Raw genomic sequence first — 20,905 nt, forward strand, 5'->3', positions numbered from 1 at the left:
GAAGCGAAGCAATCCAGAGCTTCCACGACCAAGGCTGGATTGCTTCGTCGCTTACGCTCCTCGCAATGACGAAGAGCGATTTTGGGTAGAACCGTTACTTCGGATACTTGAACTCAGGCGCGGCCTTCAGCGCCTCCTTGGTCGTGTTCATTTTCGCGGACCAGGTGTCCTTGTCCTTGTTGTAGCTGACCCGAACGGACGACGGAGACACGGCGACATAGTGTTCGCCCATGCCGAGGAATCCGCCGACCGACAGGATCATGGCCTGGATCTGTTCGCCCTTGCCGATGGCGAGATCGGTGATTTCGCCGACCTTTTCATCCTTCTGATTGTAGACGTTCAGGCCCTTGAGCTTGGAGCTGAACATCTCGTCCTTCGCGACGGTCGAGAACTTGGCTTCAGCGGGAGCGGTTCCGCTGGTCTGGGCGAGAGCGGGACTGGCGAGCACAGCCAGCGACGCGGCGATGAGTGCAAACTTCTTCATGGTAATCCTCCAAATTCGACAAGAGGCTCACCAATGCGAAGCTGGAGCGATTGTTCCGGGCAATATTGCAAGTGTAAGCGTGGCTTACGACGCCACCCGATGTCCTTCGGAGTGAAGCCGCCGGAGAATCGCAGATGCTGTATCTCCCGGCTTCAGCGTCGCGACCGTGACCTGCGGATCGAGCCGCTGGTCGCCCTTGGTGCTGTACATCGTGTGTCTCAGCACGCTGGTGAGCCGCCGCGCGATGGCGTGCGCGTTGCGCAGGTCGGCCTCGGCGAACACGATAACGATCGCGCCGTATTCATCGAGCGTCGCGAAATCCATCCGCCGCATCAGGCGGCTGAGAATGCGCGCAGCGTCGAGGCGCATCCGCTCGGAGATCGAACCTTGGGCGAAGGTGATACGGGCGACGGACAATCCCGCGCCACGGGTCTGGGTTTCCGTCACGGCGGTTTCGAAGTCGCGGCTGAAGGCGTCTTCGTTCAGCAGCCCGGTTCGCGGATCGAGCAGTCCGCCCACATCGATCGACTTCAGGGCGCGGCCGATGCGGGACTCGAACGCCTGCTGCCTGATCAGCGGAACGGCATGAGCCGCAAGCATTGGCGGATCGGTATCGGCGACTTCGAGGTTCGGCAGATCGTAGTCGGCCACCAGCCCGGACAGGCTTCGCACCACGACGGGAAGATTGCGGAACCGGGAATCCTCCGAGAGGACGGTCAGAAAGGCGTCCAGCACGCGCGGCGTGAAACCGTCTCCGACGATAATGCCGTCGAGTTCGCGCGCATTGAGGTGCTTGGCGGCGGCTTCGATGCTGAGTGCGCCGACCACGCCCATTTGTTCGCCAAGTGCAACCGACAGGGCCGGATACGCGCCGCCGCGTCCCAGCAACAAGACCGTTGCGTCGTCGATCGGATCGCTCGTCGGCATGCGCGTGGACGTGCGGCGATCGTTGGACAGGCGGCGGAGCAGGGTGGCGTGCAGCGCGCGAACGCGCAGCGCGGCGTTGAGCCGGCTGACAAGGCGTTCGGGGCTTCGGCCTGCCTGGGTGAAAGGAAGAACATTTCGCGGCAAAACTGTGCCGGGGTCGAGGGCGATCAGCGGCAGGTAGGGTTCGATGCGGGCGGTGCGTTCCGCGAGATCCGCCAGCATGTCCTCGTGACCGTCGAGATCGGCTGCGATCACTGCTGCGGGCCGCAGCCGCGCAACGGCATCCATGGCGTCCGACCAGCCGACATCCACCAGTGGAAACGCCTTGACCTGCGTGATCGCGCCCGAAAGCGCGTGGCCTTCCCGATTTGAGACAATGACGATCGGGCCTTGCTGCGACATGGTGCTGCAAACTCTTGAGAAACGCGGTTTGCCGAACGTGTCGGCGTTGCGCGAAACCTTACGCCGCGGCTCTTAATGGCAGGTCAATGCAATCGATGAAATGACGGGGTCAGGTTCCGCTGGAACGGTCGCGAAATGCGTCCACCATCAGCGGATTGAGTCCCAATTCGCCCAGCGCCTCGCGGGCGCGGCTGTTGTCACCGGCGCGTCCGGCGAGGCGGAAGCCGTTGAGCTGATCTGGCAACGCGGTCAGCATGGCGCCGGCTGTCAACCGCTTTGCCCATGCATCAAGATCCTGCGACAGGAAACGGTAGCCGCCGACACCGACGATCCCGACAGGCGGAGCGGTAATGCCGATGGCGCCTGTGGCGCGATCGACGTGCGCGGCGTAACCGGTGTCGACGTAATCGACGACGGGCGTTTCCGCGAGAGAACCCTCGGATGAGGCGCGATAGGCTGCAACAGGCACCATCGCGCCGCGCAGCGCGAGCGTGGCTTTCGGCGTCACGATGATCTCACCGATGGTCTTCGAACTTGCTGCTCCGCGCGGTGCGGCGAACGGGCCCGGCGTAATCGGTGCGGTCGAGCCGTCCGGCGACCTGCGTGCGCCGAACAGCCCGATCTCGCCGAACAGATAGATGTCGGTGAGCGTCGTGCCGGTGTCCTGCCAGTCGTTGCTCGCGGTCACGCGATCCGGCGTGCGCCACAGACCGATAACGTGCCTGATCGCGACTTGCGGCCGCGCCAGCGTCCCGCTCTCGGCCAGCCGGAGCGCCAGCGGACCGGGCACGATCAGCGTGTCGTGATGATCGTCGATGATCTGCTGTTCAAGAACCTGCAGATCGGCCGGATGATGCAGCGCCAGCGATCCGCCGCTCAGCAGCCAGGTCACCACGGACGACGTGAAACCCGCGAACGAGGCCGGTGCGATTGACGACAGCAGCCGTGCACCCTGCGGCAGTCCGGCTTCAAGAAAGATCGAGATGCCGCCGGAAATGAGCTGAAGGTGGTTGCGCGGGATCGCGCGAAAACCATCCGGCGTCACGTCGAACGAAATGATTGCCGGTCTGCGCGCATCCGGCAGCGCGGGGGATAGCCAGCCGTTCATGCCGCTGGTTGCAATTTCCAGCGGCGTCATGCCTTCGGGCAGATCCTTGCCGAACCCGAAAACCTGCCGGATGGAAAACGCTTCCGCCGCTGCATGGAGCGTAAGTTCGCCGTGATCGACAACCTCGATGCGGCTCATGCCGGCAATTGCCCGTGCGCCGACGCGGTTGAGCGCGATCGTCAATTCCGACTGCCGCCAGAGTTGCGGCAGCAGCGCCACCACCAGCCCGGCGCGGAGCGCAGCCATCACCGTCACCACGAACTCGATGGTGTTCGGCATCTGCACGGCGATGATCGAGCCCGGCGGCAATCCCGCCTCGACGAAGCGCGCGGCGATGCCTGAGATGGCCTGATCGGCCTGCGCGAAAGTCAGCTGTTGGGGCATATCGCCGGTGACGCGCTGCTTGTTCGGCGGATCGATCAGCGCGATTGCATCCGGCTGGCGCAACACCGTGCGGCGAAACAGATCGTCGAGCGTCAGCGCTGTACCGGATGATGTCGCTGCTGAGGATGGCGCGGTCTGCAAAGTGTCGCTCACATGTCACGGCTTCACTGATGCCGGCTTGATACCCGGCTTGTACCACCACGTTTCCGGCAGGTAGCCGGTGAGCGCAGTGGCCTTAGGCCGTTCTATCCGATTCCACCGTGCGATCCATTGCTGCCGGACGTTATAAATCGGAATTGCGTAGAAGCCGGCGATCAGCGCCCGGTCCAGCGCACGCACCGCGGGAACAAAGTCGGTTCGTTCGTGCGCCTCGAGAAGAGCCGCGATCATTGCATCGATGGCGGGGGACTTCGCGCCCATGTAATTGCGGGTGCCTTGATTGTCGGCCGCGGCGCTGCCCCAGTAGAAGGCCTGTTCATTGCCCGGCGATAGCGACTGATCCCAGCGATTCTGGATCATGTCGAATTCGAAGGAGAGCCTGCGCTGGTCGAACTGGACGCCATCGACCGCGCGCACCGATGCCGTGATTCCGGCGCGCTTGAGATCACGCTGATAAGCCAGCGCGATGCGTTCCTGATCGCGGGTGGTGACCAGAATTTCAAAGGTGAGCGGCGTCCGGCTGGCTTTCTGCCGCAGCACCGTGCCGTCGAGCTGGTAACCAGCCTGTGCCAGCAGCGCGAGCGCGTCGCGCAGCGAGGCGCGGTCGCGGCCCGAGGCGTCGGTGACCGGCAGGCGATAGCTGCCGTCCATGATGTCGGGACGGATACTTGCAGCAAAGGGCGCGAGCAGCGTTTTTTCGCGCGCGTCCGCCGGGCGCGTGTAGGCGGACAGGTCCGAGCCCGCGAAGTACCCCGCCGACCGTCCATACAGACCGAAGAAGTAGTTGCGGTTGATCCATTCGAAGTCGAACAGCAGCGTCAGCGCCTGCCGCACGCGGATGTCCGCGAACACAGGACGGCGCGTGTTGAACACCAGATACTCCGACGGCTGCGGCGTGCCGGGCTTGATCTCGTCGCGGATCACCTCGCCGCTGCGAACAGCCGCGAAGTCGTAACCCTCATGCCAGCGCAGCGGTTCGTTCTCGATGCGGAAATCGTAGAGGCCGCGCTTGAACGCCTCGAACGCGCCGTTGGCCTCACGGTAGTAATCCAGCCGCACCTCATCGAAGTTCCATTGGCCCCGGTTCACCGGCAGGTCGCGGCCCCAGTAATCGGGGTTGCGCGTCAGCGTCACACTGGCGCCCGCGCGGACGCCATTGACCCGGTAGGGGCCGGAGCCGATCGGGCCGGTCAGGGAGGTGTCTTCGAACGTCGCCACATCGACGGCGTGTTTGGGAAAGATCGGCATCAGGCCGAGGATCAGCGGCAGCTCGCGGTCGTTGGCCCCGCCGAAATCGAACCGCACCGTGCGTTCGTCCAGCGCCTCGGCTTTTTCGACCTTGGCGTAGTACAACCGGTGATTGGGACGGCCCTTATCGCGCATCAGCTGCCACGAAAACAGCACGTCATCCGCCAGCACCCGCTTACCGTCGGAAAATTTTGCCAGCGGGTTGAGCCGGAACGTCACGAAGGTCCGGGCGCTGTCGGTTTCGATGGTTTGCGCCAGCAGGCCGTAGAGCGTGAAAGGCTCGTCGTTGCCGCGCGCCAACAGGCTTTCGACCACGTAGCCGCGGATCTGCTGGACCGCGATGCCCTTGACGATGAACGGATTCAGGCTGTCGAAGGTGCCCAGCAGCCCGAAGATGATCCGGCCGCCTTTCGGCGCGTCCGGATTGACGTAAGGCATATGGGCGAAACTGGCGGGCAGGGCCGGCGCGCCATGCATGGCGATGCCGTGAGATTGGACGGGGGATGGAGAAGCGGCCGGTTGAGCCGCGACTTGCGATGCCGCCAGGCCAGACCAGACCAAACTGGACCATGCGAGGGCCACGCAGCAATGTTTCCACGCAGCCGCCCGGTCGCTGCGGCGCAACGGGCGTGGCACGGCGTTTGATTCGGTGGACTTCACGCCAAAATTTACCACGATGAGACCCGATATTGCGGGTTGCGACCCGCAAATATCACTGCTGGCATTGATCTTTTCGTCCGCCGTTGTATTGAAGGCGGGCTATTCGAGGAAGGCTGCGCGGACTGTCACGTATCCGCCTCAATTGGCTCCGAGACAGCCGCCGAACAAACAGGCATCCGGGCCCCGAGCGGGAGCGGGCGTTAAGGTTCAGAAAGGGTTTTCCACAATGAATTTCCGTATCTTGGCCGCGCAGGCCTCGCCGCGCGGCCGGGTGTTCGCCGCTTTGACCGCTGGCGCTTTTTTGGCTGCAGCGGCCGTTTCCGGCGCACATGCGCAGACCCCCGCGCCAGCACCTGGCGCTCCGGCTCCGAAGGCTGCGCCAAAGGCTCCCGCCGCTCCGAAGGCCGCGCCGAAGGCGCCGGCTCCTGCTGCCCAGCAGGCTCCTGCCGCGGGCGCTGCGCAGCAGCCTCCGGCCGACCAGCAGGTCCAGCTGATCTATCAGCCCTGGACCAAGTTCTGCATGAAGGGCCAGGACGCCAACGCCAAGCAGGTGTGCTTCACCGGCAAGGACGGCCGCATTGAATCCGGCCAGCCCGTCGTCGCCGCCGTCATCATCGAGCCGGAAGGCGAGCCGAAGAAGCTTCTTCGCGTCACCCTGCCGCTCGGCATGCAGCTCGTTCATGGCACCCGCATCATCGTCGACGCCAACGCGCCGCTGCAGAGCCCGTACGTGATCTGCTTCGCCAACGGCTGTATGTCCGACTACGAAGTGACCCCCGACATGCTCGGCCAGATGAAGAAGGGCCAGAACCTCGTCGTGCAGGCGATCAACGCCAACGGCGCGCCGTTGACGTTGGCGCTTCCGCTCGCCGAATTTGCCAAGGCCTATGACGGCCCGCCGACCGACCCGAAGGTTTTCGAAGAGTCGCAGAAGAAACTGCAGGAAGAGCTTCAGAAGCGCGCGGCGGAAGCCCGCCAGAAGCTGGAAAACGCGGCTCCGCCGGCCAATCCGGCCGCGAAGTAACGCATCCCCGCCGGCAAACAAAAGGGCGCGCAGCAATGCGCGCCTTTTTTGTTTTGCATCAAGCGAAGCAAAATCGGCTCTATGCTATGATCGACAGGCGGCCCGATACGCCGCGACGTCCCAAGCCTGCCGCAAGGAGACATCTCGTCATGGCCGATTACAGTGCACTCTCGCTGCCCGAACTCGAAAACCGCATCGCCATCGTGCGGGACAACATCCGGCAACTGATCGAGCAGGCGGCGGCGGTGTCCGGCGGCCAGAACGAGGAGCGCAACGCGGATCGCATCGCGCAGCAGACCGAGGAGCTTGAGGCGCTGGTCCAGGAGCGGGACGGCCGCAAGCGGGGATAGGGCAAACACGGCGTCATTCCGGACAGGCTCCGCGCAGCGGACTGATCCGGAATCCCCGAAGAGTTCATCGGAAGCAACTGCGAGATTCCGGGTTCGCTCGCAAACGCTCGCGCCCGGAATGACGGTGGATAGTTCAGGATGGGATGATCGGAAGCGGGATCAGTTCAGCGACGGATTGCGCGGGCGATAGCTGCCGGACTTGTCCTTGACGAAAATCTCGGCGACCTGCGAGTGGCGGATCGGTTCGCCGGAGTCATCGGGCAGCAGGTTCTGTTCCGAAACGTACGCGACGTATTCAGACTCGGAATTCTCGGCCAGCAGGTGATAGAACGGCTGGTCTTTGTGGGGCCGCATTTCCTCGGGAATCGACAACCACCATTCCTCGGTGTTGTTGAATTCCGGATCGATATCGTAGATCACCCCGCGGAAAGAGAAAATCCGGTGGCGGACGATCTGGCCGATCTGAAACTTGGCGGTGCGCGCTTTTATCATCCTCCGTCGAATAGACCATGATTGTGGCCGATGCTAGGGGCTAAACCCTGAATTGGCCGGGTGGGGGGCTCCCCTGCGGCAGGGTCAATCCGGCAATCCGCAAGGAAATTTCGAGTACATATCCCGATGATCGATATTTTGAATCTCGCCCTCCCGTATTTCGGGCTGATCTTCATCGGCTATGCTTGCGGAAAGTATAAAAGGCTGCCTGAAGCCGGGCTGGAATGGATGAATTTCTTCCTGCTCTACGTCTCGCTGCCGGCTCTGTTCTTTAGAACGCTTGCAAAGACGCCACTTGAGGAACTGAACAATCCGCCATTTGTGATCGCCACGACGCTCGCGACCGCGAGTGCGTTCTTCCTGTCGATGTTCGGCGTGAAGTTCATCGCGAAGCTGTCGACCCGCGAGTCCGCGATGGCAGGCCTCGGCGGCGGCTACGGCAACATCGGCTACATGGGGCCGGGGCTCGCGCTGGCGACGCTGGGCGCGAAGGCAACCGCGCCGGTCGCGCTGATCTTCTGCTTCGATACCATCTTCCTGTTCACGATCGCGCCGCTGCTCATGGTGCTGACCGATGGCGAGCGCCGTCCGCTGCTGCCGACGATCCTGCTGGTCGCGAAACAGATCCTGCTGCACCCGCTGATCGTCGCGTCCTATTTCGGCGTGATGGTCGCAGCCTTCCATGTGCCGGTGCCGGTTGCGCTGGACAACATGTTCCAGTTTCTGCAAAGCGCGGCGGCGCCGGTCGCGCTGTTCGCGCTCGGCGTCACCGTGGCGCTGCGTCCGTTCGAGCGGGTGCCGTGGGAAGTGCCGGGCGTCATCATGGTCAAGCTGATCCTGCACCCGCTGATCGTGGTCGGTCTGCTGTTGCTGCTCGGACCGTTTCCGCCGGTATGGGCTGCGACCGCGCTGCTGCTGGCGTCACTGCCGCCTGCGCTCAACGTGTTCGTGATCGCGCGTCAGTACGACACCTGGATCGAACCCGCATCGACGCTGGTGCTGGTCGGCACGTTCGTGTCGGTGGTGACGCTGACCAGCGTGATGTGGATGATCAAGACGGGTGTGATCGTGTTTCCGTGAGGTCACGCTCGAAAGATTGTGAAGCCCATCACGCCGAAGATGTAAAACAGCACGCACGGCAGCGCCGTCAGGATCGGGCACGACGGGGCGGCTGCGACAGGGACCGGCGACCCCTCAGGTCGACAAACAGGATCGCGACGTCGACAAGAAGGTAAAAAGCATCTGCAAGGGATGTTGAGAGCGGCAGCGTTTGCGCATCGACTGCCACGATTGCCGGGCTAACCGGCTCCCGTACTCCTGCTGCAAGCTGTGATATGTTTGGCAAACAGCAGGGAGTATTTCCGATGACGGTTAATCATCCCAATGCAAAGAATATCTGGACGACGATTGAAATCGACAGGGACGGCGTGGAAACGGTGCTGGTTGTCGAGACCGACCTTGAACTGAATGCTGCCGATCCTGCTTTCGATGTCGCCAAGGTCGATGCCTTGATTGACGCGGCAACCAAGAGCTTTGCCGCCAGCGGCGGGACGATTGATCGCGTTCATCTGGTTCCGGTTCGGTGAGCCGATACCTCACGCATCGAGACGTGCTATCGCCCGCGCCACGACGGCGATAAGCCTTCGCGCATCGCAAGGCGGCGGATCGGCCCAACCCGGTCCAGCAAGTGCATTCCCGCAGCCCGGAGCGACTGCGCGGGCAGGAAATCGCTGAGCAGTGTGCGGTTCGCCATGTCCACCGCGAAAGTGCGGCTGAACACATCAGCACGGCGCATGCGCGCATAGCGCTGCAGCACGGCGTCGTCGCCGGGATCGGCGCCCGTCGACAACGCGCCGCGCACGGTTTCCGCGAGATCGGCGGCATCGCGCAGGCCCATGTTCAGCCCCTGCGCACCGATTGGCGGGAGCACATGCGCGGCTTCACCGACCAGCGCGATGCGTTTGGCCGCCAGATGGTCGGGATTTTCTATCGCCAGCGGAAACACGTGACGGCCGGGCGCAATGGTCAGCTTGCCGAGGATCGAATGCGATTGCTGCTCGGCGGCGAGGGCGAGCGCCTCGTCGTTGAGGTTCTTCAACCGCGCGGCTTCGTCCGGTTTCAACACCCAGACGATGCTCGAACGCTCGCCGGGCAGGGGCACGAACACGCAGGGACCGGACTCTGTGTGAAATTCGGTCGAGCAGTTTCCATGCGGGCGGGTGTGCGTCACGTTCAACGTCAATGCCGATTGGCCGAGGTCTCGGCGCTTCACGCCGATACCCGCGGCTTCCCGGCACAGGGAATGCCGTCCATCCGCGCCGGCGACGATGGCGGCTGAGAGCGACTGGCCTTGCTTCGTGGTGATCGCGACCGACGACTCGCTGGTGACGATCGACTCCGCTTCATCATCGATGCGCACGAGGTTTTGCAATTCGGCGGCGCGCGCTTCCATCGCGACCATCAGGAGGCGGTTCTCGATGTTGTAGCCGAACGCCTCCATGCCGATCTCGTCGGACGAGAACTTGACCTCAGGCGAGCGGATCAGGCGGCGGGTGTCATCCACCAGCCGCATCGTGCGCAGCGCGGCCGCGTCGGCGCTGCACCGCGGCCAGACATCGAGCGAGTGCAGAAAGTCCACCGATCCGCCAAGCAGAGCCGTGGTCCGGTTGTCGGCGTAGGGCGCGCGGCGGGCGATCAGGGCGGTGCCGATGCCGGCCTGTGCCAGCGCGATGGCCGTGGCGAGCCCGGCGGGCCCGCCGCCCACGACGGCGGCCTGATGGAGGGACGAAGCGGAGTCAGTCATGCGGGTATCTATGATCGGAATTTTCCGGTGTCACAATGGATTTCCGGTTGTCATCCTGACCGGCATTTGAGGCAAATCTGGTGGCACTTCGTCACAACGGACAGCAGCAAAGCCGGATATGCAAAACGAAGGGAATCCTGTTAGTGACGGGTGCATATGAGTGAGCCCGGCCCGCAGGACCAGCCCCAGTTTCCCGCCAGAACGCGCCTCCGCGCCTTTGGCGTCCATATCTTCACGGCGCTGGGCGGCGCGATCGCGCTGATCGCCATGCTGGAAGCGGTCAGGGAGCACTGGGCCGCGATGTTCGGCTGGCTCGGACTGGCGCTCCTGATCGACGCCCTCGACGGGCCGCTGGCGCGGCGGCTCAAGGTCGGCGATGTGCTGCCGAACTGGTCCGGCGACACGCTCGATCTCGTGGTCGATTTCCTCACCTATGTGTTCGTACCGGCCTATGCGATAACCGCCAGCGGCCTGCTGATTCCGATGGCCGCGCCGCTGCTCGGCGGCGCGATTGTCATTTCCGGCGCGCTGTATTTTTCCGACCGGCGGATGAAGACCGACGACAATCATTTTCGCGGTTTTCCGGCGCTGTGGAATGCAGCGGCGTTCTACCTGTTCCTGCTGAAGCCTCCGGCGGCGGTCGGCAGTATCGTGCTCGCCGTTCTCGTCGCGCTCACCTTCGTGCCGTTCAACGTGATGCATCCGCTGCGCACCACACGGTTCCGGATGATGAATATCGCGCTGATGGTGGTCTGGGCGATCCTGGCGATGATCGCGGTCGGCGCCAATTTTCAGGTGCCGGTATGGGTCTCTGCCGGACTCTGCGCGATCGGCGGGTATATTCTTCTGAGTGATGTCCTGATCCGGTTGATAAGCGGGAAACGCCCATGATGGAACTACTGACAAGTCCGGAAGCCTGGGCCGCGCTGCTGACCTTGACGGCGCTCGAAATCGTGCTAGGCATCGACAACGTGATCTTCCTGTCGGTGATCGTGTCGCGCATTCCGCCCGCGCAGGCCGAGAAGGCGCGCAAGATCGGCCTCGCACTGGCGCTGGTGTTCCGGATTGCGCTGTTGAGCATCCTGGTCTGGCTGATCGGCCTGACCCAGCCGGTCATCACCATCGCCAAGTTCGCGCTGTCATGGCGCGACATCATCCTCATCGTCGGCGGTTTGTTCCTGATCGCCAAGGCCACTCACGAAATTCACGCCGAGGTCGAGGCGCGGGACCACGACGAACAGGCCAGGGCGACTCCGAGTGCGTTCTTCTGGGTGATCATGCAGATCATCGTGATCGATCTCGTATTCTCGATCGACTCCATCATCACCGCCATCGGCATGGTGCAGGAGATCGAAATCATGATCGCCGCGGTCGTTATCGCCGTCGGCGTGATGTACCTGTCGTCAGGGCCGGTCGCAGCGTTCGTCGCCGAGCATCCCACCACCAAGATGCTGGCGCTGGCGTTCCTGGTGCTGATCGGCGTGGCGCTGGTCGCGGATGGATTCCACTTCCACATTCCGCGCGCCTTCATCTATGTCGCAATCTGCTTCTCGGCGTCGGTGGAGTTTTTCAACATTCTCGCCAAGCGCAATCGCAAGAAGCGGACGAAGAGTGCAGAGGCTTAGCGAGGCGCGGGTCTTGCTCCTCGACACGTCATTCCGGACAGGCCGCGCAGCGGACTGATCCGGAATCCGAAGAGTCCATCGGAAACAACTTCGAGATTCCGGGTTCGCTCGCACGCGCTCGCGCCCCGGAATGACGCGTGAATAGCGCGGCGCGGCTTTGGTCCGCGTTGACAATTCGCCGCCGATGGACTTCGCTCCCGGCTCAGGTCGCTTAAGAAAAAGGCTCGGAGAAACCATGACCAAGGCTGTGCGCGTCCATCAGGTGGGCGGTCCGGAAGTGATGATTTATGAGGATGTCGACGTGCCCGCGCCCGGCGCCGGCGAGGTGCGCATCCGTCAGCACGCCATCGGATTGAACTTCATCGATACCTACTATCGCACCGGTCTGTACAAGGCGCCGAGCCTGCCGTTCATCGTCGGCAACGAAGCGTCAGGTGAGGTGGTTTCCGTCGGCTCCGGCGTGACCAATTTCCATCCCGGCGACCGGGTGGCTTACTATTTCAATCTCGGCGGCTACGCGACCGAGCGCAATATTCCCGCCGACAAGCTGGTGAAGCTGCCCGACCACATCTCCCACGAGCAGGCCGCTGTGCTGATGCTCAAGGGGCTGACGGTGTGGTATCTGCTGCACAAGACCTTCAAGGTCGAGCCCGGCCACCGTGTGCTGATCCATGCCGCAGCCGGCGGCATCGGTTTGCTGGCGTGCCAGTGGGCCAAGGCGCTCGGTGCCAACGTCATCGGTACCGTCGGCACAGAGGAGAAGGCGAAGCTGGCGCTGTCCAACGGCTGCGACCACGTCATTCTCTACAAGCAGGAAGATTTCGCCGAACGCGTCAAGCAGATCAGCCGCGGAGAGCTGTGCGATGTGGTCTATGACGGCGTCGGCAAGGACACGTTCGCGGGATCGCTGAAGTCGCTCAGGCCGCGCGGACTGTTCGTGTCGTTCGGCAATGCGTCGGGGCCGGTGCCGCCGTTCTCGATCGCGGAGCTGAACAACCACGGCTCGCTGTTTGCGACGCGGCCGAAGCTCAACGACTATGTCGGGACGCGCAAGGAACTGATGGAAGGGGCGGACACGCTGTTCGCCGCCGTCATCAGCGGCACGCTGCATGTGCCGATCAACCATGCCTATGCGCTGAAGGATGCGCAGAAGGCGCATCGCGATCTCGAAAGCCGCGCAACGACAGGATCAGGAATTCTGAAGCCGTGAATTCACCGTCATTGCGAGGAGCATAGCGACGAGGCAATCCAGCTTTTCGATGTGTTACTCTGGATTGCTTCGCTTCGCTCGTAATGACGGAAGCATGCAACAGATTCAATGTTGTCCCGGCGAAGGCCGGGACAACCAGATAGAAATTAAAACCCCGCCACGGTGCCGTGCAGGTCGTACTGATCGGCGCGGTCGATCTTGGCGGTGACGATGTCGCCCACCTTCAACGGACGCCGGCTTGAGACATAGACATTACCGTCGATCTGCGGCGCGTCGGCCTTTGAACGGCCCTTCGAGACCGTCGGGCCGACTTCATCGATGATGACCTGCTGGCGCGTGCCGACTTTGCGCTTCAGCCGCTGCGCGGAAATCTTCTGCTGCCGCGCCATCAATGCGTTCCAGCGCGCGGTCTTGATCTCTTCCGGCACAGGGTTCTCGATGGTGTTCGAGGTCGCACCCGCGACCGGCTCATACTTGAAGCAGCCGACACGATCGATCTGCGCTTCGTCGAGCCAGTCGAGCAGATACTGGAAATCGGAATCGGTCTCACCGGGGAAGCCGACGATGAAAGTCGAGCGCAGCGTGAGGTCCGGACATTCCTCGCGCCACTTCTTGATGCGGGCGAGGGTCTTGTCCTGCGACGCCGGTCGGCGCATCTGCTTCAGTACGTCAGGCGATGCATGCTGGAACGGGATGTCGAGATAAGGCAGCACCTTGCCCTCGGTCATCAGGCTGATGACTTCATCGACATGCGGGTAGGGGTAAACGTATTGCAGCCGCACCCATGCGCCGAGTTCGCCGAGTTCGCGTGACAGATCGAAGAATTTCGCGCGGACCTCGCGGTCCTTCCACGGGCTGGTCGCGTACTTGATGTCGACGCCATAAGCGGAGGTGTCCTGCGACACCACCAGCAATTCCTTGACGCCGGCCGCGACGAGCTTCTCTGCTTCGAGCAGCACGTCCTTGGCCGGACGCGAGACGAGATCGCCGCGCAGTTTCGGGATGATGCAGAAGGTGCAGCGGTTGTTGCAGCCTTCGGAAATTTTCAGGTAGGCGTAGTGGCGCGGCGTCAGCTTGATGCCTTGCGGCGGCACCAGATCGAGATGCGGATTGTGCAGCGGCGGCAGCGCGCGATGCACGGCATCGAGCACGCTCTCATATTGCTGTGGTCCGGTGATCGAGAGCACATTGGGATAGGCCTTCTCGATCTGCTCGGGTTCCGCGCCCATGCAGCCGGTGACAATGACCTTGCCGTTCTCGGCCATGGCTTCGCCGATGGCGCCGAGGGACTCCTGTTTGGCGCTGTCGAGGAACCCGCAGGTGTTGACGATCACCAGATCCGCGCCGTCATGCTTGCGCGCCAGCTCGTAGCCCTCGGCGCGCAGCCGCGTGATGATCCGCTCGGAATCAACCAACGCCTTGGGGCATCCTAGCGACACAAAACTGACTTTTGGGGCGACGCCCTGTTCCATCGTCTTCAACCTGTTGGGGAGTTCGCAGGAGCTATCCCTGATTACCCATAAATACAAGGCTTTAAGCCAGTTGTTGGCGCGTGCTAGGGTTGATTTGCCGGAATGTGGGTGTGAATGGCTGCGGATTCGTCGTTTAAGATCGTCATTGTCGACGAAAGCCCGATCCGCGCGGCAATCCTGAAGGAAGGGTTGCGGGACGCGGGCTTTACCAGCGTCGAGCACATTCCAGAGATGCACAATCTTCTGGCGCGAATCTATGCGCTTGATCCCGACGTCATCCTGATCGACCTCGAAAACCCGAGCCGCGACATCCTGGAACAGATGTTCCAGGTCAGCCGCGCCGTGCGGCGGCCGATCGCGATGTTCGTGGACCAGAGCGACGCCGCATCGATCCAGCAGTCGGTCGAGGCAGGTGTCTCGGCCTATATCGTCGACGGCCTGAAAAAGGAGCGGATCAAGCCGATCCTCGATCTCTGCATTTCGCGCTTCAACGCTTTTGCCAAACTGCAGAACGAGCTGGATCGCACCAAATCGGCGCTCGAGGATCGCAAGATTCTCGATCGCGCCAAGGGGCTGCTGATGAAGGCGAAGGGGCTGACGGAAGAAGAGGCCTACGTGCTGATCCGCTCGACTGCGATGCGCGAGAAAAAGAAGATCGGCGAAATCGCCCAATCCATCGTGACCGCGGCGGAGTTGTTGAAATGACAAGTACACCGCTCACGATCGGGTTCATCCCGCTGGTCGATGCCGCCGCGCTGATCGTCGCCGTCGACAAGGGCTTCACGGCTGCCGAAGGCCTCAACGTGACATTGGTGCGCGAGGTGTCGTGGTCGAACGTCCGCGACAAGCTCAATATCGGCGTGTTCGATGCAGCCCATCTGCTGGCGCCTGTCGCCATCGCATCGACGCTCGGCCTGTCGCAGGTCAAGGTACCCATCGTTGCGCCCTTTAATCTCGGTCTGAACGGCAACGCCATCACGGTGTCGCCCGCGCTGTATGCGGCCATCATGGGCGAGGCGGATGGCGATCCGGCCGATCCGATGGTGACGGCAAAGGCGCTGGCGCGGGTGGTGGCCGCGCGCCGGAAAGCCGGCGGCGAACCGCTCACCTTCGGCATGACGTTCCCGTTCTCAACCCACAACTATCAGCTCCGGTTCTGGATGGCCGCCGGCGGCGTCGATCCCGATGAGGACGTGCGGCTGGTGGTGTTGCCGCCGCCCTACATGGTGGACAGCCTCGCCAGCGGCCATGTCGATGCCTTCTGCGTCGGCGCGCCGTGGAACTCGGTCGCGGTGGATCTGGGCGTCGGGCATATCCTGCATTTCGTGTCGGACATTCTGGAACGAGCGGCGGAAAAGGTGCTGGCGGTTCGTGAGCCGTGGGCGCTGGAGAATCCGGACGTTCTTGCCACGCTCACACGTGCGCACGGGAAGGCTGCTGCCTTCATCGAGAACCCGCACAACCGGGCCGAGGTGGCTGGCATCCTTGCCATGCCCGGCCGGATCGATGTCGACCCGGAGGTGATCCGGCGCACGCTCGACGGCCGCCTGAAAATTTCCCCGGACGGTACGATGCGACAAAGCGAGCGCTACCTGCTGGTCGGACGCGAAGGGGCGGCCCGGCCCGATCCCGTGCAGGCGGCATGGCTCTACGCGCAGATGGTCCGCTGGGGGCAGGCGGCTTACTCGCCGGAAGCGCTGGAGCGGGCCAAGCAGGTGTTTCGGCCTGATCTCTATGACGCGGCGCTTGGAGCGCCCGCATCGCCATTGCAGGATATGAAGGACGGTGTCGGAGCGTTCGATGGCGCTCCGTTTGACCCCAATGACATTGCCGCGCATCTCGGCTCGGTCGCCATCAAGCACCGCCTTTCCTGACCGCCATTCGTCACTCGATGGTTATTGCCTATTTGTTGTGCGCCGCGCAATAACTGGGCATTTGCCATTTGGAGAGGCCGCTCAGGCGGCCTGCTTGATATGAAGGCATCCCCGTAAACCGCTGGAAAATATGGGTTTGCTGCGTCGCACGCGGCTGGCACGATCCTTGAATAGTTAGTTGCAGGCCGCGACGAAGGCCTGGCGGGTCCATCGATGACCCAAGCAGCACCGCCGCTGTCTCGAGGAGCACGCATCCGCGCTCACCTCGGGGGCGGCGTTTTGTTTGGACGACGGGGATTGAGCGCAAGGCGACTGAGAACGGCAACGGGACAACGGCACCGAAAGGACACCAGACACGATGACCAAGACCACCAAACAGGGACTGACGGACCGCAAGATGAGCCGCCGCGCTCTGCTCAAGGCTGGTGCGGGAACGGCGGCGCTGCTGGCCGCGGCACGATTGAACTTCCCCGGCGGTGCGTTCGCGCAGGCCGCCGGACCGGAAGTGACCAAGGCGATCTTCGGTTACATCGCGCTGATGGACGCCTCTGCGCTCGTCATCGCGAAAGAGAAGGGATTGTTTGCGAAGCACGGTGTGCCGGACGTCGAAGTCAACAAGCAGGCGTCGTGGGGCGCCACGCGCGACAACCTCGTGCTCGGCGGCGAGAAGAACGGCATCGATGGCGCGCATATCCTGACGCCGATGCCGTATCTGATTTCGGCCGGCAAGGTGACGCAGAACAACGTACCGACGCCGATGTACATTCTGGCGCGGCTCAATCTCGATGCGCAGGCCATTTCGGTTTCCAACGACTACAAGGATCTGAAAGTCACTGCGGACTCGTCGGCGCTGAAGGAGGCCTTCGCCAAGAAGAAGGCCGAGGGCAAGGAAGTGAAGGTCGCGATGACCTTCCCCGGCGGCACTCATGACTTGTGGATCCGCTACTGGCTCGCCGCCGGCGGCATCGATCCCGACAAGGACGTCTCGACCATTGTCGTTCCGCCGCCGCAGATGGTGGCGAACATGAAGGTCGGCAACATGGACGCGTTCTGCGTCGGTGAGCCGTGGAACGAACAGCTCGTCAATCAGGGCATCGGTTTTACGGCATGTTCGACCGGCGAAGTCTGGTCGAAACATCCGGAAAAGGCGCTCGGCATCCGCGCCGAGTTCGCTGACAAGTATCCAAAGGCGACGCAGGCCATCCTGATGGCTGTGATGGAAGCGCAGCAGTGGTGCGACAAGCCCGCGAACCGCGCAGAGATGTCCGAGATCGTTGGAAAGCGGCAGTGGTTCAACGTGCCGGTCGCCGACATCATCGGCCGCGCCAACGGCGACATCAACTACGGCAATGGCCGCGTCGAGAAGGGCACCAGGCAGTTCATGAAGTTCTGGCAGGACCACGCGTCCTACCCGTTCAAGAGTCATGACGCCTGGTTCGTCACCGAAGACATCCGCTGGGGCAAGTTCGAGCCGACGACGGACGTCAAGGCGCTGGTCGACAAGGTCAACCGCGAGGACATCTGGCGGTCGGCGGCGAAGGCGCTCGGCGTTGCCGCAGCCGACATTCCGTCCAGCACATCGCGCGGCAAGGAAACCTTCTTCGACGGCAAGGTCTTCGATCCCGAAAATCCGTCGGCGTACCTCAAGAGTTTGTCGATCAAGCGTATCGAGGCCTGAGCACCTGCGGGCCGCCCCACGCAGGGGCGGCCTCGCACCTAACACAACCGAGGCAATCTCATGAACATGCCGCTCGCCAAAACGACCAGCACTCTCCCGGCGCCGTCGCCGGCTTCGAGCGCCGCGGTCGTCTCGCTGCCGAAATCATCCCGCAGTTTCCTGACAGACAGGCTGCTTCCGAACTTGCGCGCGCTTGCGGCCCGCGTGATTCCACCGTTCATCATGCTCGTGCTGATCTTTGGCATCTGGCAGATTCTCTGCATGAAGCCGGGCGCGACACTGCCGTCGCCATCCCGCATCTGGGCTGACGCCAAGGATCTGATCGTCGATCCGTTTTTCGTGGCTGGCCCGCAGGACATCGGACTCGGATGGCGCGTGCTGACCTCCCTGCAGCGTGTCGCCGTCGGCTTCGGTCTTGCAAGCGTCGTCGGCGTCATCGTTGGCGCGATCATCGGCCAGTCGATCTGGGCGATGCGCGGTCTCGATCCGATCTTTCAGGTGATGCGGACCGTGCCGCCGCTGGCGTGGCTGCCGATTTCGCTGGCTGCGTTCCGCGACAGCAACCCATCGGCGATCTTCGTGATCTTCATCACCTCGATCTGGCCGATCATCATCAACACTGCCGTGGGTATCCGCAACATTCCGCAGGACTACCGCAACGTCGCCGCCGTTGTCCGGCTGAACCAACTCGAGTTCTTCTGGAAGATCATGATCCCGTCGGCCGCGCCCTACATCTTCACTGGCCTGCGCATCGGCATCGGCCTGTCGTGGCTCGCCATCGTCGCCGCCGAAATGCTCACCGGCGGTGTCGGCATCGGATTCTTCATCTGGGACGCGTGGAATTCATCGCGGCTGTCCGACATCTTCGTGGCGCTCGCCTACATCGGCACCGTCGGATTTGTTCTCGATCGCATCGTCGCCTTCGTTGCGAATATCGCAACGCGCGGCGTACAGGCAAGCTGAGGGAGAATGACAATGGCTTATCTCAAGATCGACCACGTCGATAAGGTCTTCACCCGCGGCTCGACCCAGAGCGAGGTCCTCAAGGACATCAACCTGACCGTGGAGAAGGGCGATTACGTCTCGATCATCGGCCACTCCGGCTGCGGCAAGTCCACCTTGCTCAACATCGTCGCCGGGCTGACCAATGCGACCCAGGGCGGCGTTCTGCTCGAGGGCCGCGAGGTAAATTCACCCGGACCGGATCGCGCCGTGGTGTTTCAGAACCACAGCCTGCTGCCGTGGCTGACGGTTTACGACAACGTCCGTCTCGGCGTCGACAAGGTGTTCGGCAAGACCAAGAGCCGGGCCGAGCGCGACGAATGGGTGCTGCACAACCTCAACCTCGTGCAGATGACCCATGCCAAGGACAAGCGCCCCTCCGAAATCTCCGGCGGCATGAAGCAGCGCGTCGGCATCGCCCGCGCGCTGGCGATGGAGCCGAAGGTGCTGCTGCTCGATGAGCCGTTCGGCGCGCTCGACGCACTGACCCGCGCCCATCTCCAGGACTCGGTAATGGCGCTGCACCAGAAGCTCAACAACACGGTGATGATGATCACGCACGACGTCGATGAGGCCGTGCTGCTGTCCAACCGCATCGTGATGATGACCAACGGACCGAGTGCGCGGATCGGAGAGGTTCTCGAGGTGCCGCTTCCGAATCCGCGCAAGCGGCTCGATCTGGTGTCCAACCCGATCTACCTCAAGTGCCGGCAGCGTGTGCTCGAGTTCCTCTATGAACGTCATCGTTTCGTCGAGGCGGCTTAATCGGGGCATCGGAGGACGTGACGTGAGCGAACCTCTTGTCATTATCGGAAACGGAATGGCCGCCGCGCGCTTCGTCGACGAAATGGCGAAGCGCGCGCTCGGCCGTTACGCCATCGCCGTCATCGGCGACGAGCCGAGGCTCGCCTACAACCGGGTGCTGTTGTCGTCAGTACTGGCGGGCGAAGCGACATCGGAAGAAATCGAACTGAAACCGTCCGCGTGGTGGCGCGACCGGGGCGTGACCCTAACCTACGGCTGCGCCGCGAATTCCATCGATCTGAGCGACCGCAAAATCCATCTCGCGAACGGCGGAGCCGTCCCGTTCTCGAAAGTCGTCATTGCCACCGGTTCATCAGCCATCCGGTTGAATGTACCCGGCGCGGACCTGCCGGGCGTTCACACGTTCCGTGACAGCCGCGACGTTGACATGCTGCTGAAACTGGCGCGCGAGAAGGCGCGAGTCGTGGTGGTCGGCGGCGGATTGCTCGGTCTTGAAGCGGCTTATGGTCTTGCCAAGGCCGGCTCGAAGGTGACGCTGCTGCATCTGATGGATCGCCTGATGGAGCGGCAGCTTGATGCGCCGGCCGCGGCGTTGCTGAAGCGGCTGGTGGAAGCAAAGGGCATCGAGGTTCTGCTTGGCGCGAACACCAAACGGATTTTTGGCGAGGACACGACACAGGGCGTTGAGCTGTCCGATGGCCGCATCATCGCCGCTGACGCCGTGGTCTTCGCCGCAGGCATTCGTCCGAATGTCGCTCTGGCAAAGGATGCGGGCGTGCCGGTCAATCGCGGCATCGTCGTCGACGATCAGTTGCGCACGGGCTATGCCGATGTGTTTGCGCTCGGTGAATGCGCCGAGCATCGCGGCACTTGCTACGGGCTCGTGGAGCCAGCCTACGAACAGGCGCGGGTGCTGGCGGATCACCTTGCGGGGCGCTCCGCGCAATACGACGGCAGCGTCGTTTCCACAAACTTGAAGGTCTCCGGCGTCAGCGTGTTTTCGGCCGGCGATTTTCTCGGCGAGTCCGGCGCCGATACGCTTGTGTTCAATGACGAACGGCGTGGCACTTACAAGAAGCTGGTGGTGGCCGACGGCCGCCTCACGGGAGCGGTCCTGGTCGGCGATACGCAGGATGCGCTCTGGTACCTCGAACTGATCAGGACAACGGCGTCCATCGAAGCGATCCGCGGCGACATGATGTTCGGCCGCGCGCTCGCACAACCGAAGGCCGCATGAG

General features: G+C 62.8%; 20 protein-coding genes. 13 read left to right on the forward strand and 7 right to left on the reverse strand.

Annotated elements, in window-relative coordinates:
• Positions 1 to 94: 94 nt before the first annotated feature.
• From BN32_RS05250 to BN32_RS05265, 4 genes are all read right to left on the reverse strand, one after another.
• Positions 95 to 484, reverse strand: a complete 390-nt coding sequence (locus tag BN32_RS05250) for a PRC-barrel domain-containing protein (RefSeq protein ID WP_019197073.1) — start codon at positions 482 to 484, stop codon at positions 95 to 97.
• Positions 485 to 568: 84 nt separating this feature from the next.
• Positions 569 to 1,813: a hypothetical protein gene (locus BN32_RS05255; RefSeq protein WP_019197074.1), complete on the reverse strand. Its 1,245-nt coding sequence runs from the start codon at positions 1,811 to 1,813 to the stop codon at positions 569 to 571.
• 109 nt (positions 1,814 to 1,922) lie between these two features.
• Positions 1,923 to 3,446 carry an AMP-binding protein gene (locus tag BN32_RS05260; RefSeq protein WP_019197075.1) on the reverse strand — a complete coding sequence of 508 codons (1,524 nt, stop codon included), beginning with the start codon at positions 3,444 to 3,446 and terminating at the stop codon, positions 1,923 to 1,925.
• Positions 3,447 to 3,461: 15 nt separating this feature from the next.
• Positions 3,462 to 5,189: an extracellular solute-binding protein gene (locus tag BN32_RS05265; protein WP_019197076.1), complete on the reverse strand. Its 1,728-nt coding sequence runs from the start codon at positions 5,187 to 5,189 to the stop codon at positions 3,462 to 3,464.
• Between the two features lie 409 nt (positions 5,190 to 5,598).
• Between BN32_RS05265 and BN32_RS05270 the strand changes: the two genes are divergently transcribed.
• Entirely contained in the window at positions 5,599 to 6,396 is a 798-nt protein-coding gene (locus tag BN32_RS05270) for an invasion associated locus B family protein (RefSeq protein ID WP_019197077.1), read from the forward strand.
• Positions 6,397 to 6,545: 149 nt separating this feature from the next.
• On the forward strand, positions 6,546 to 6,746 hold the full coding sequence (locus BN32_RS05275) for a hypothetical protein (protein WP_040426017.1): 201 nt from the start codon (positions 6,546 to 6,548) through the stop codon (positions 6,744 to 6,746).
• A gap of 159 nt (positions 6,747 to 6,905) precedes the next feature.
• Here BN32_RS05275 and hspQ read toward each other — a convergent pair whose 3' ends face one another.
• Positions 6,906 to 7,238: a heat shock protein HspQ gene (gene hspQ, locus BN32_RS05280; protein ID WP_019197079.1), complete on the reverse strand. Its 333-nt coding sequence runs from the start codon at positions 7,236 to 7,238 to the stop codon at positions 6,906 to 6,908.
• Between the two features lie 126 nt (positions 7,239 to 7,364).
• Here hspQ and BN32_RS05285 point away from each other — a divergent pair, with 126 nt between their 5' ends.
• Positions 7,365 to 8,318 (forward strand): AEC family transporter, encoded by a 954-nt coding sequence (locus tag BN32_RS05285; protein WP_019197080.1) that lies wholly within the window; start codon positions 7,365 to 7,367, stop codon positions 8,316 to 8,318.
• A 284-nt stretch (positions 8,319 to 8,602) separates the two neighbouring features.
• Positions 8,603 to 8,824 (forward strand): hypothetical protein, encoded by a 222-nt coding sequence (locus BN32_RS05290; RefSeq protein ID WP_019197081.1) that lies wholly within the window; start codon positions 8,603 to 8,605, stop codon positions 8,822 to 8,824.
• A 26-nt stretch (positions 8,825 to 8,850) separates the two neighbouring features.
• On the opposite strand, the gene BN32_RS05295 is transcribed toward BN32_RS05290, so the two are convergent.
• A complete protein-coding gene (locus BN32_RS05295) occupies positions 8,851 to 10,041 on the reverse strand; it encodes a UbiH/UbiF family hydroxylase (RefSeq protein ID WP_019197082.1) in 1,191 nt (396 codons plus the stop codon).
• A 156-nt stretch (positions 10,042 to 10,197) separates the two neighbouring features.
• On the opposite strand from BN32_RS05295, the gene pcsA reads away from it, so the two are divergent.
• The 3 genes from pcsA to BN32_RS05310 all read left to right on the forward strand — a co-directional run bounded on the left by pcsA (position 10,198) and on the right by BN32_RS05310 (position 12,876).
• Positions 10,198 to 10,932 (forward strand): phosphatidylcholine synthase, encoded by a 735-nt coding sequence (gene pcsA, locus BN32_RS05300; protein WP_019197083.1) that lies wholly within the window; start codon positions 10,198 to 10,200, stop codon positions 10,930 to 10,932.
• Positions 10,929 to 11,666 carry a TerC family protein gene (locus BN32_RS05305; protein WP_019197084.1) on the forward strand — a complete coding sequence of 246 codons (738 nt, stop codon included), beginning with the start codon at positions 10,929 to 10,931 and terminating at the stop codon, positions 11,664 to 11,666. Before pcsA ends, BN32_RS05305 begins: the two co-directional genes overlap by 4 nt.
• Positions 11,667 to 11,901: 235 nt before the next feature.
• A complete protein-coding gene (locus BN32_RS05310) occupies positions 11,902 to 12,876 on the forward strand; it encodes a quinone oxidoreductase family protein (protein WP_019197085.1) in 975 nt (324 codons plus the stop codon).
• 146 nt (positions 12,877 to 13,022) lie between these two features.
• Here BN32_RS05310 and rimO read toward each other — a convergent pair whose 3' ends face one another.
• Entirely contained in the window at positions 13,023 to 14,348 is a 1,326-nt protein-coding gene (gene rimO, locus BN32_RS05315) for a 30S ribosomal protein S12 methylthiotransferase RimO (protein ID WP_040426018.1), read from the reverse strand.
• Between the two features lie 114 nt (positions 14,349 to 14,462).
• On the opposite strand from rimO, the gene BN32_RS05320 reads away from it, so the two are divergent.
• From BN32_RS05320 to BN32_RS05345, 6 genes are all read left to right on the forward strand, one after another.
• Positions 14,463 to 15,053: an ANTAR domain-containing response regulator gene (locus tag BN32_RS05320; protein ID WP_019197087.1), complete on the forward strand. Its 591-nt coding sequence runs from the start codon at positions 14,463 to 14,465 to the stop codon at positions 15,051 to 15,053.
• Positions 15,050 to 16,222 (forward strand): CmpA/NrtA family ABC transporter substrate-binding protein, encoded by a 1,173-nt coding sequence (locus BN32_RS05325; protein WP_019197088.1) that lies wholly within the window; start codon positions 15,050 to 15,052, stop codon positions 16,220 to 16,222. Before BN32_RS05320 ends, BN32_RS05325 begins: the two co-directional genes overlap by 4 nt.
• 358 nt (positions 16,223 to 16,580) lie before the next feature.
• Positions 16,581 to 17,900, forward strand: coding sequence for a CmpA/NrtA family ABC transporter substrate-binding protein (locus BN32_RS05330; RefSeq protein ID WP_019197089.1), 1,320 nt, complete (start codon positions 16,581 to 16,583; stop codon positions 17,898 to 17,900).
• Positions 17,901 to 17,960: 60 nt separating this feature from the next.
• Positions 17,961 to 18,863: a nitrate ABC transporter permease gene (gene ntrB / locus BN32_RS05335; RefSeq protein ID WP_019197090.1), complete on the forward strand. Its 903-nt coding sequence runs from the start codon at positions 17,961 to 17,963 to the stop codon at positions 18,861 to 18,863.
• A 12-nt stretch (positions 18,864 to 18,875) separates the two neighbouring features.
• On the forward strand, positions 18,876 to 19,667 hold the full coding sequence (locus BN32_RS05340) for an ABC transporter ATP-binding protein (RefSeq protein ID WP_019197091.1): 792 nt from the start codon (positions 18,876 to 18,878) through the stop codon (positions 19,665 to 19,667).
• A 22-nt stretch (positions 19,668 to 19,689) separates the two neighbouring features.
• Complete coding sequence (locus tag BN32_RS05345; protein WP_082773419.1) at positions 19,690 to 20,904, forward strand: NAD(P)/FAD-dependent oxidoreductase; 1,215 nt, start codon at positions 19,690 to 19,692, stop codon at positions 20,902 to 20,904.
• Position 20,905 lies beyond the last annotated feature (1 nt).

Source organism: Afipia birgiae 34632, assembly GCF_000308295.2.
GTDB lineage: Bacteria > Pseudomonadota > Alphaproteobacteria > Rhizobiales > Xanthobacteraceae > Afipia > Afipia birgiae.

What these genes read in the sequence shown, in the direction of transcription:
- BN32_RS05250 (WP_019197073.1), bottom strand. Translation starts at nt 484, where the DNA reads ATGAAGAAGTTTGCACTCATCGCCGCGTCGCTGGCTGTGCTCGCCAGT.
- BN32_RS05255 (WP_019197074.1), bottom strand. Translation starts at nt 1,813, where the DNA reads ATGTCGCAGCAAGGCCCGATCGTCATTGTCTCAAATCGGGAAGGCCAC.
- BN32_RS05265 (WP_019197076.1), bottom strand. Translation starts at nt 5,189, where the DNA reads ATGCATGGCGCGCCGGCCCTGCCCGCCAGTTTCGCCCATATGCCTTAC.
- BN32_RS05270 (WP_019197077.1), top strand. Translation starts at nt 5,599, where the DNA reads ATGAATTTCCGTATCTTGGCCGCGCAGGCCTCGCCGCGCGGCCGGGTG.
- BN32_RS05275 (WP_040426017.1), top strand. Translation starts at nt 6,546, where the DNA reads ATGGCCGATTACAGTGCACTCTCGCTGCCCGAACTCGAAAACCGCATC.
- hspQ (WP_019197079.1), bottom strand. Translation starts at nt 7,238, where the DNA reads ATGATAAAAGCGCGCACCGCCAAGTTTCAGATCGGCCAGATCGTCCGC.
- BN32_RS05285 (WP_019197080.1), top strand. Translation starts at nt 7,365, where the DNA reads ATGATCGATATTTTGAATCTCGCCCTCCCGTATTTCGGGCTGATCTTC.
- BN32_RS05290 (WP_019197081.1), top strand. Translation starts at nt 8,603, where the DNA reads ATGACGGTTAATCATCCCAATGCAAAGAATATCTGGACGACGATTGAA.
- BN32_RS05295 (WP_019197082.1), bottom strand. Translation starts at nt 10,041, where the DNA reads ATGACTGACTCCGCTTCGTCCCTCCATCAGGCCGCCGTCGTGGGCGGC.
- pcsA (WP_019197083.1), top strand. Translation starts at nt 10,198, where the DNA reads ATGAGTGAGCCCGGCCCGCAGGACCAGCCCCAGTTTCCCGCCAGAACG.
- BN32_RS05305 (WP_019197084.1), top strand. Translation starts at nt 10,929, where the DNA reads ATGATGGAACTACTGACAAGTCCGGAAGCCTGGGCCGCGCTGCTGACC.
- BN32_RS05310 (WP_019197085.1), top strand. Translation starts at nt 11,902, where the DNA reads ATGACCAAGGCTGTGCGCGTCCATCAGGTGGGCGGTCCGGAAGTGATG.
- rimO (WP_040426018.1), bottom strand. Translation starts at nt 14,348, where the DNA reads ATGGAACAGGGCGTCGCCCCAAAAGTCAGTTTTGTGTCGCTAGGATGC.
- BN32_RS05320 (WP_019197087.1), top strand. Translation starts at nt 14,463, where the DNA reads ATGGCTGCGGATTCGTCGTTTAAGATCGTCATTGTCGACGAAAGCCCG.
- BN32_RS05325 (WP_019197088.1), top strand. Translation starts at nt 15,050, where the DNA reads ATGACAAGTACACCGCTCACGATCGGGTTCATCCCGCTGGTCGATGCC.
- BN32_RS05330 (WP_019197089.1), top strand. Translation starts at nt 16,581, where the DNA reads ATGACCAAGACCACCAAACAGGGACTGACGGACCGCAAGATGAGCCGC.
- ntrB (WP_019197090.1), top strand. Translation starts at nt 17,961, where the DNA reads ATGAACATGCCGCTCGCCAAAACGACCAGCACTCTCCCGGCGCCGTCG.
- BN32_RS05340 (WP_019197091.1), top strand. Translation starts at nt 18,876, where the DNA reads ATGGCTTATCTCAAGATCGACCACGTCGATAAGGTCTTCACCCGCGGC.